The sequence below is a fragment of the Acetobacter lambici genome (genome assembly GCF_011516885.1).
Taxonomy (GTDB): Bacteria; Pseudomonadota; Alphaproteobacteria; order Acetobacterales; family Acetobacteraceae; genus Acetobacter; species Acetobacter lambici.
Genome location: NZ_WOTD01000061.1, coordinates 1 through 8,895 on the forward strand (window position 1 = coordinate 1; position 8,895 = coordinate 8,895).

Sequence of the window (8,895 nt, forward strand, 5' to 3'; positions counted from 1 at the left end):
CCGATCTGCTCCCTCTTGTTCTCGAACAGGTAGACCGCCTTACGCGTCAACGCTTGATTCATACTGAGGTAACGGGGGACGGTCTGCGTCACATTCTCTCGACTGCCCGTTACTCCCCTGCCAGCCTGTCGGGTTGTCCGCTGCCTGGAACAGGTTATGGAGTGGCGTGGCAGGCCAGAAGCCATCAGAATGGATAATGGCCCTGAATATGTCAGTCATACGTTGGTTTCATGGGCCGAAAAACAGGGGATTACCCTGATCTATACGCAACCGGGTAATCCGCAGCAGAACGCCTATATTGAACGCTACAACAGAACTGTCCGGCAGGAATGGCTGGAGCAGTATCTGTTTGAAAGCATTCAGGACGTGCAGGAGGTCGCAACACAATGGCTCTGGACATATAACCATGACAGACCCAATATGGGGAACAGCGGGCTAACCCCCGCCCAGAAACTAAAAACAGCTGCCTGAATTCTCATTCAACGCCCGACTAAAAATGGGGGGATTACCCTATGAGCCAACTCATCGACAGACTTCTCTTTTTCAAAAAATATCAAGGTAAGTTTGCGGGTGGCCATGGCGTCAATACAGATGAAAGCCGGGCATGGGAGGATACCTACCGGTCCCGGTGGGAGAGTGAGAAAATTGTCCGGTCAACGCATGGCGTGAACTGCACCGGCAGTTGCAGTTGGAAGATCTATGTTAAAAGTGGTCTGGTCACGTGGGAAACACAACAGACCGATTACCCGCGCACGCGACCAGATATGCCCAACCACGAACCACGTGGCTGCCCGCGTGGCGCAAGCTACTCATGGTATCTGTATAGCAGTAACCGTATTCGCTACCCGCTGGTGCGCAAACGGCTGGTTGAGTTGTGGCGCGAAAAACGTAAGACGCTGGATGCGGTCTCAGCTTGGGCAGCCATCCAAAACGACCCGGTCGCCCGTCAGAGTTATCAGGCACAGCGTGGGCTGGGGGGCTTTGTTCGGGTGTCTTGGGATGAGGCAAACGAACTGATTGCCGCAGCAAATATCCATACCATCAAAACATGGGGGCCTGACAGGCTTGTGGGCTTTTCGCCCATTCCAGCCATGTCTATGCTGAGTTACGCTGCCGGAACACGCTATTTAAGCCTTCTTGGCGGAACATGCCTGTCTTTTTATGACTGGTATTGTGACCTGCCTCCCGCGTCCCCTCAGACATTTGGTGACCAGACAGACGTGCCAGAAAGTCTTGACTGGTATAATTCGGGCTATCTGCTGGTCTGGGGCTCCAATGTGTCCATGACCCGCACACCCGATGCTCATTTTTATACAGAAGCACGGTATCGGGGCGCAAAAAGTGTAGTCATTGCTCCGGACTATGTTGAAGTCGCTAAATTTGCAGATTTATGGCTGCACCCTCGCCAAGGAACGGACTCTGCACTGGCATTGGCCATGGTGCATGTCATTCTTCGTGAGTTCTATCTTGAACGTCAGGTCCCTTATTTTCAGGACTATGCAACCCGGTACACAGACCTTCCATTTCTGGTGATCCTGGACCCCAGCGATGCAGGTCAGAAACCCGGCAGGCTGCTCCGCGCGGCTGATCTGGCGGATGACCGGTACCACACCACAGAAGCTGACTGGAAGCCTCTGGTTTGGGACCGGGAACAGGCCTGCCCTGCTATGCCGCGCGGGTCTGCCGGTTTTCGGTGGGAAAACGAGGGGAAATGGAACCTTGAACCATTTGATGCCGTAACAGGTGCGCCCTTAACACCGTCTCTTTCTCTGGGTGAGAGTGGAGAGATGGCCACAGTACTGTTTCCATATTTTGGTGGAGACGGGCGCTTTGGTTTGAATGAGGCCGAGCCAGTTCATGCCCGTAAGGTTCCGGTACGAAGCATAGCCCTGAAAACAGGCGAGCATGTCCAGTGCGCCACTGTTTTTGATTTAATGACCGCACATTATGGGCTTTCTGCGGACGCTACCGCGTGGCCGGATTATGAGAGTAATGTGCCCGGTACGCCCGCTTGGCAGGAGGCCATTACCGGTGTGCCGCGTGAAAGATGTATTGCTGTAGCACGCGGCTTTGCCCGAAATGCGGAAGCTACGCAGGGGCGCTCCATGGTTATTCTGGGGGCAGGCCTCAACCATTGGTACAATATGGACATGACGTACCGTGCTATTCTGAACATGCTCATGCTGTGTGGGTGCATAGGGCAGAACGGCGGCGGCTGGGCGCACTATGTGGGGCAGGAAAAGCTACGCCCATCCGCAGGGTGGGGGCCAGTCGCGTTTGCGGGGGACTGGGGCGGCCCGCCACGCCGAATGAACGGCACAAGCTTCTTCTATGCACATACAGACCAGTGGCGTTATGAGCAGTTAACACCAAGGGAGCAGCTTTCACCTCTGGCCTCGCCTGAAAAATGGCCTCAAACCGTGCTTGATTGTAACATTCAGGCTGAACGACGCGGCTGGCTGCCAAGTGCGCCACAGCTTGCGGTCAATCCGTTACAGCTCGGTCAAAAAGCCGCTCAAAGTGGGCAGGATCCTGCAACATATGTGAAGGACGCTCTTGTATCCGGTTCCATCAAGCTTGCTTGTGAAGACCCCGATGCACCGGAGAACTGGCCGCGTAACATGTTTGTCTGGCGGTCAAACTTGCTAGGTGCCAGCGGCAAAGGACATGAATATTTCATGAAGCACCTGTTGGGCGCGCCTAACAATGTCATGAACGAGGATAGTGACCAGAGGCCGGATTTTGCAAAATGGCATGATAAGGCTCCAGAAGGAAAACTGGACCTTCTGACAACTATTGATTTCCGCATGAGCACAACAGCAATGTTCAGCGATGTCGTTTTGCCAACCGCAACATGGTATGAAAAATCAGACCTGAATACGTCTGACATGCACACGTTTATTCATCCGCTGCAGGCTGCTGTTGACCCGGCATGGGAAGCCCGCACGGACTGGAGCATTTTCCGTGGTTTGGCTGAGACGTTCCAACGGTTGGCAAAAGGCCAGTTGGAGAGTGAAACAGATGTTGTTCTGTCACCCTTGCAAAAAGACACACCAGCCGAGCTGGCGCAGCCTTATGGTGACGAGATCTGGCGGTCAGAGCACCCGATAGCTGGTGTACCGGGCAAGACAATGCCCCAGATTGCTATTGTGCCAAGACGTTATGATGAGGTCTATGATCGCTACATTACGTTAGGTCCGGGTTTGGAAAAGAAGGGGAACGCAGACCACGGGTTACAGTGGGATACAACAGCAGAGATACAGGAACTTAAGCAGACACATCCGTCAGTCTCAGTGAAATATCCCGAGAGGTCTTCTCTTTTTCAGGATACCGATGCGGTTGAGACGGTACTTATGCTGGCACCGGAAACAAATGGTGCAGTTTCAGCCAGAAGCTGGAAGTCTCTTTCAGACAAAACCGGGCGTGACCTTTCTCACCGTCTGGGCGGAAGAGACGGTGACCGGATTACATTTGCAGATATCATTACACAGCCTCGGCAGGTCATAAACTCGCCGGTATGGAGCGGTGTCTCGTCAACGCAGGAAGCCTACACCGCTAACTGGCTGAATGTGCACGAATATGTACCATGGCGTACATTAACAGGTCGGCTTCAGTTTTATCAGGATCACCCTTGGCTCCGTGACTTTGGGGAAACCTTTGCCACATACAAGCCACCTATTGAAACACACTCAACGCCAGAGGCCTTAGGGGCTGCGCATGATAACGGAAACCCGGTTATCCCGCTGAATTTCCTGACCCCTCATCAAAAGTGGGGCATCCATAGCACCTATGCTGAAAACCTGATTATGTTGACACTTGGTCGTGGTGGCCCGGTTGTCTGGATTAGTGAGGATGACGCAACACGGCTCAAGATTGTCGATAATGACTGGGTAGAAGCTTTTAACTGTAACGGGACATTGGTGGCGCGTGCTGTTGTCAGCCAGCGTATTCCGTCTGGTGCAGCGTTTATGTACCATGCGGCCGAGCGCACCGCCAATGTGCCGGGTAGTGAAATTACTGGCAAGCGTGCCGGTATTCATAATTCAGTGACGCGTGTTGTCATGAAACCCACCCATATGGTGGGTGGGTATGCACATCTTTCATGGTCATTCAATTATTACGGGCCGGTTGGGTCTAATCGTGATGAATTTATTTTCTTACGTAAAATGAACGATGTGAACTGGTTTGACACCACCGAAAAAGGGAAGGGATGAAGATGATTTTGAGTAATTTTCCTGCTTCTCCCTGCATTATAGGTAAGTAACCGTGAAGATACGTGCGCAGATAGGTAAGGTTCTTAATCTCGATAAATGCATCGGGTGTCATACATGCAGTGTGACGTGCAAACAGGTCTGGACCAACCGTGACGGTGTTGAATACGCATGGTTTAACAATGTCGAAAGTAAACCCGGTGTCGGTTTTCCGCAGCAGTGGGAAAATCAGGAACTGTGGCATGGCGGCTGGCAGTTGGGAAAGGGAGAGTCACTCCGCCCTAAAATTGGTGGAAAATGGCGTATTCTTTCGAAAATTTTTGCAAACCCAAACCTGCCCCAACTTGACGATTATTATGAACCATTTGATTTTGATTACGCTGCATTGCAGAACGAAAAAAGCGAGCAGGTTGTTACGTCTGTCCGGCCGTATTCCCGTATTACCGGGCAGGTCATGGATAAAATTGAACGAGGCCCGAACTGGGAAGAGTCTCTGGGCACAGAATTTAAACATCGTTCCAAAGACTATAATTTCCGTGATATAGAAAAAGAAATATATGGAAAGTTCGAAAATAGCTTTCTGATGTTTCTCCCGCGACTGTGTGAACACTGCCTTAACCCGACTTGTGTTGCATCATGCCCATCAGGTGCTATTTATAAAAGGGAAGAAGACGGCATTGTTCTGGTTGATCAGGAAAAATGTCGTGGGTGGCGCATGTGTGTCAGCGGTTGCCCTTACAAGAAAATTTATTACAATTGGCACACAGGAAAATCAGAAAAATGTGTGTTCTGCTACCCCCGTATAGAAAGTGGCCAGCCTACCGTCTGCTCTGAAACCTGTGTGGGGCGTATCCGCTATCTTGGCGTCATGCTGTATGATGCCGACAAAATTGAAACCGCTGCGGCTACAACAAACCCTGAAGATGCGTATGAGCAGCAGCTCGACCTTTTTCTGGACCCACACGACCCGGCAGTGGTTGAGCAGGCACGTCGGGACGGCATACCTGACGCATGGATTGACGCGGCCCAACGCTCGCCAGTGTACCGTATGATCAAGGAATGGAAAATCGCCTTTCCGCTCCATCCTGAATACCGCACCCTGCCTATGGTTTGGTACATCCCGCCCTTGTCGCCCATTCAGGAAGCAGCTTCTGCTGGTAGTCTGGAAACCCTGAATGGTATTCCAGATATCAACAGCCTACGTATACCGGTCCAATATCTGGCTAATATGCTCACTGCGGGGGATGAAGCGCCCGTCAAAGCGGCTCTTAACCGGCTGCTGGCGCTCCGGGCCTATATGCGCCGTTTCCAGATTGAGAATGTACGTGACGCCTCTCTCTTGCAGGGGGCAGGGCTGTCAGAGCAGCAAATTCAGGACATGTACCGTCTTCTGGCTATTGCGAATTACGAAGATCGCTTCGTTGTGCCAACCGCGCATAAAGAAGATGCAGAAGACCCTTACCATCAGCGCGGCATCGCGGGTTTTCATTTTAACCAGAGCACAACCTCCGGGAAAAGCCGCTTCAGCCTATGGGGGCAGCAGGGTGTAAGACCGGAAATTCGTCGTCATACGGTGAAAGGGGGATAACAATGTCTCAGTCTCTGTCATTCCTCTGTCAGTTAAGCGCTATTTTTCTTCGGTACCCTGATGAATTTATAAAGCAGGAAAGTGTAGAATTAGGCACGCTGATTTCGCTTTCCAATCTCTCTATAGAACAGAAAAAAGCTTTCGAAGAAATCAGGATTTTTCTTGAAAAAACACCACTTCTGGATGCGCAAAGCCAGTATGTGCAGCTTTTCGATATGTCGCCCTCCTTATCGCTCTACCTTTTCCAGCATGTGCATGGGGATTCCCGTATGCGCGGGCAGGCAATGGTGGATCTGTTAGAGGAATATCGTTCTGCCGGTCTGGATTTGCAGGGGAACGAGTTACCAGACTTTCTTCCCGCCTATCTAGAGTATGCGTCTGTGTGTGACCCTCAGAAAACACAGGAGCTTCTGACAGAAATAGTGGATATTCTTGCAGTTCTGAACAGAAGACTTCAAGAAAGGCGGTCTATATATTCTGGTATTTTCCAAATTTTACAGGAAGAATCCAAACGCCTTCCTGACAAAGAAGTCGTGCACGCGCATTTAAGAGACACAGCCGTGATGGATGATCCCGCAACCCTTGATATGCGGTATGAAGAAAAACCTGTCACGTTCGATCATGCCTCCTCACCTGCGGCATGTAGCGCAGCGTATACTGGCTATTCAGGCAAGGATCATGTGGAGGCAAGAGCATGAACTGGGTCGAGTACTTTCTGTTCCAAATCTATCCGTATCTATGTTTGTCGGTCTTTGTCATCGGGTGTTGGGCGCGGTTCGATAGAAGCCAGTTTTCATGGCGCGCTGAGTCGAGTGAGTTCCTTGAAAGAAAAACCCTGAAGTGGGCCAGCAATAGCTTCCACGTTGGTGTGCTGGGGTTGATGATGGGCCATGCTGCGGGGCTTCTGACTCCGCCCCAACTGACTGAGATGCTGGGCCTGAGTGCTCACGCCCACCAGTTGCTGGCTGTCGGTGCCGGAAGTGTGTTTGCAGTGTTCGCTGCTGTTGGTGGCGCAGGGCTTATTTACCGCCGTGTCTTTAACAAGCGCGTCAAGGCCACCAGCCGCCCAACTGACCTATTCATTCTTCTGTTTGTCTATGCGCAACTCTGGCTCGGAATTCTTGGGTTGCCACACTCCATGATGCATTCAGATGGGCACACAATGGAAATATTAGGGGAATGGTGCCGGGGTGTTCTGACATTCCGGTCAGGCCTGCCAAATCTGCTCACCACTATCCCGTGGGTTTACAAGCTACATCTGGTAACCGGTATGACGTTGTTTTTGCTAACGCCGTTTACCCGGTTGGTGCATGTTATCTCTGCTCCTATCTGGTACGTTTTTCGGCCGGGGTGGCAGATTGTCCGCCAGAATCACCATGTCGCTAATGATGAGACGTGAGCCCCGAACATGATGAGTTCTCCCAATCAAACCGGTCACACAATTTTTGTAAATGACACCGCTATTTCATTGGAGGATGTTCAGGCAGAAATGCCGCACCACAAAACAGCGTCTCTTCAGGTGCAACGGAATGATGCCGCAAGAGCGCTGGTGGTAAAAACACTCCTGCTTGATGAAGCCCGGAAAAAGCTCGACACTAAGAGCGGAGACAGTTTGACCGATGAAGCGCTCATTCAGGCTTTGCTAGAGCGGGAGGTCGAGGTGCCAACACCAACGGATGATGAGCTTGAGCGCTGGAGTGCGTCCAATATTGCCCATATGCAGGCTGGTCCCGCCATGCATGTGCGGCATATTTTGGTATATGCAGACAAATCTATGCCGGGTTCAGTGGAAACAGCGCAAAAAAGAGCGCAAGAGTTTCTGGACCACCTGAAAAATAACGCCATAGATTTTGAACAAGTAGCAGCACGTTATTCAGAATGTCCTTCCTCCAGTAGAGGGGGGGATTTAGGCATAATGCAAGAGCAAGATCTTTTGCCAGAGTTCAGGAAAGCCCTTCAAACTGTCCAAGAAGGTGAATTCTATGATGGTCTGATAGAAACACGATATGGCGTGCATATTGTGCAGCTTTTAAAAAAGTTTTCCGCTGAGCTAAAGGTCGAAGCGTTAAATAAAGAAGAAAAACAGCGTATTCGGATTTTCCTTGAAGATAGTAGTTGGAAGCAGGGCGTGCAGAACTACATTGCCATGCTTGCCTCTAAAGCGCGAATTAAAGGGTTTGACGTGTTTTCTGGCACAACAGCGCAGGCATCCAGCACCGGTTGGCCGGATGGAGGAAACTGCACAGGGAAAAAACCTTCCTGACTGTATAACAATACTTTCTATCTTACGGCTAAAAAATCTGAGGGCTTTTATGGTTTTGGAAATAATTTTTAAAACATTTGCCGTTCTGGTCTCTACAGGGGTCATGGGGGCATTAGCATATTTTACGCATTACCCATTGCTTTTTCCTAGCTTGGGGCCAACTATTTTTATGCATATTGTTACGCCACAACAGGACGCTTCAAGAGTTTGGAACACACTGGCAGGGCATGCAATCGGGATCATTGCTGCGGTGTTCTCTTTGTGGATATTTGACGCTTTGGCAGCCCCCGCTGCTATGAGTATTGACCACATTACTTGGAACCGTATGGCTGCGAGTGTCCTGGCGATATCCCTGACAGTCTTGGGGCAGGGCCTTTGTAAAGCAAATCATCCTCCCGCAGCAGCAACAACATTATTGCTGAGCTTGGGCGGATTTCATTCAGATATAAAAACTATTAGCGTAATATGTATAGGTGTTATTATTTCGACTACCGTTTCTGAAGTTTTTCAAAAATTTATGGCATATAAAAAATAAGAAAAATTTTTACAGCTTAATAGGATTACTTAATTACAGTCAGGGCACCCGGCACAAAAAAGCGCCGGGTGTTTTTTGTTTAATTCGCAATTTTGTTTGCGATGACAGGCACGAATGTTTTGTCAGGAACAACAACACCTGGAGGGTTCTAAAAACCCCCTGGTTTTGAGGTCTTCTGTATGATTCCATTTCTTCTGCGTTGATTGAGGGAATGGCGATATGAAGCAGTCTGGTTTCTTTGATGTTGAAGAGCGTCTTGCCCGGCTGAGTGGGCTTGGCGATCAGCTCGAAGCGTTTT

At 50.4% G+C, this 8,895-nt stretch carries 8 protein-coding genes and 1 pseudogene; 8 read left to right on the forward strand and 1 reads right to left on the reverse strand.

Going from position 1 to position 8,895, the window contains the following annotated elements; translation table 11 throughout:
* From GOB86_RS15945 to GOB86_RS13880, 8 genes and pseudogenes are all read left to right on the forward strand, one after another.
* Positions 1-197 (forward strand): hypothetical protein (locus GOB86_RS15945; RefSeq protein WP_206752707.1); only part of this gene is annotated, 197 nt, incomplete at its 5' end.
* A pseudogene (locus GOB86_RS13850) lies at positions 118-471 on the forward strand (integrase core domain-containing protein); the annotation flags it as partial. The gene GOB86_RS15945 and the pseudogene GOB86_RS13850, both read left to right, overlap by 80 nt.
* A 41-nt stretch (positions 472-512) precedes the next feature.
* Positions 513-4,214, forward strand: a complete 3,702-nt coding sequence (locus GOB86_RS13855; protein WP_165993181.1) for a nitrate reductase subunit alpha — start codon at positions 513-515, stop codon at positions 4,212-4,214.
* A gap of 52 nt (positions 4,215-4,266) precedes the next feature.
* The gene (gene narH / locus GOB86_RS13860; RefSeq protein WP_061490515.1) at positions 4,267-5,799 is read left to right on the forward strand and encodes a nitrate reductase subunit beta; all 1,533 of its coding nucleotides are present in this window, start codon (positions 4,267-4,269) and stop codon (positions 5,797-5,799) included.
* Positions 5,800-5,801: 2 nt separating this feature from the next.
* A complete protein-coding gene (narJ, locus tag GOB86_RS13865) occupies positions 5,802-6,497 on the forward strand; it encodes a nitrate reductase molybdenum cofactor assembly chaperone (RefSeq protein ID WP_165993184.1) in 696 nt (231 codons plus the stop codon).
* Positions 6,494-7,198 carry a respiratory nitrate reductase subunit gamma gene (narI, locus tag GOB86_RS13870; RefSeq protein WP_035366587.1) on the forward strand — a complete coding sequence of 235 codons (705 nt, stop codon included), beginning with the start codon at positions 6,494-6,496 and terminating at the stop codon, positions 7,196-7,198. Before narJ ends, narI begins: the two co-directional genes overlap by 4 nt.
* A gap of 9 nt (positions 7,199-7,207) precedes the next feature.
* The gene (locus GOB86_RS13875; protein WP_165993186.1) at positions 7,208-8,062 is read left to right on the forward strand and encodes a peptidylprolyl isomerase; all 855 of its coding nucleotides are present in this window, start codon (positions 7,208-7,210) and stop codon (positions 8,060-8,062) included.
* Positions 8,028-8,597, forward strand: coding sequence for an HPP family protein (locus GOB86_RS13880; RefSeq protein WP_165993188.1), 570 nt, complete (start codon positions 8,028-8,030; stop codon positions 8,595-8,597). Before GOB86_RS13875 ends, GOB86_RS13880 begins: the two co-directional genes overlap by 35 nt.
* A 39-nt stretch (positions 8,598-8,636) precedes the next feature.
* Here GOB86_RS13880 and GOB86_RS13885 read toward each other — a convergent pair.
* On the reverse strand, positions 8,637-8,895 hold a 259-nt coding region (locus GOB86_RS13885), incomplete at its 5' end, for a hypothetical protein (RefSeq protein WP_165993189.1).

Excerpts from the sequence above, each read along its gene's own strand:
- GOB86_RS13855 (WP_165993181.1), top strand. The coding sequence starts at position 513 with ATGAGCCAACTCATCGACAGACTTCTCTTTTTCAAAAAATATCAAGGT.
- narJ (WP_165993184.1), top strand. The coding sequence starts at position 5,802 with ATGTCTCAGTCTCTGTCATTCCTCTGTCAGTTAAGCGCTATTTTTCTT.
- narI (WP_035366587.1), top strand. The coding sequence starts at position 6,494 with ATGAACTGGGTCGAGTACTTTCTGTTCCAAATCTATCCGTATCTATGT.
- GOB86_RS13875 (WP_165993186.1), top strand. The coding sequence starts at position 7,208 with ATGATGAGTTCTCCCAATCAAACCGGTCACACAATTTTTGTAAATGAC.
- GOB86_RS13880 (WP_165993188.1), top strand. The coding sequence starts at position 8,028 with ATGGAGGAAACTGCACAGGGAAAAAACCTTCCTGACTGTATAACAATA.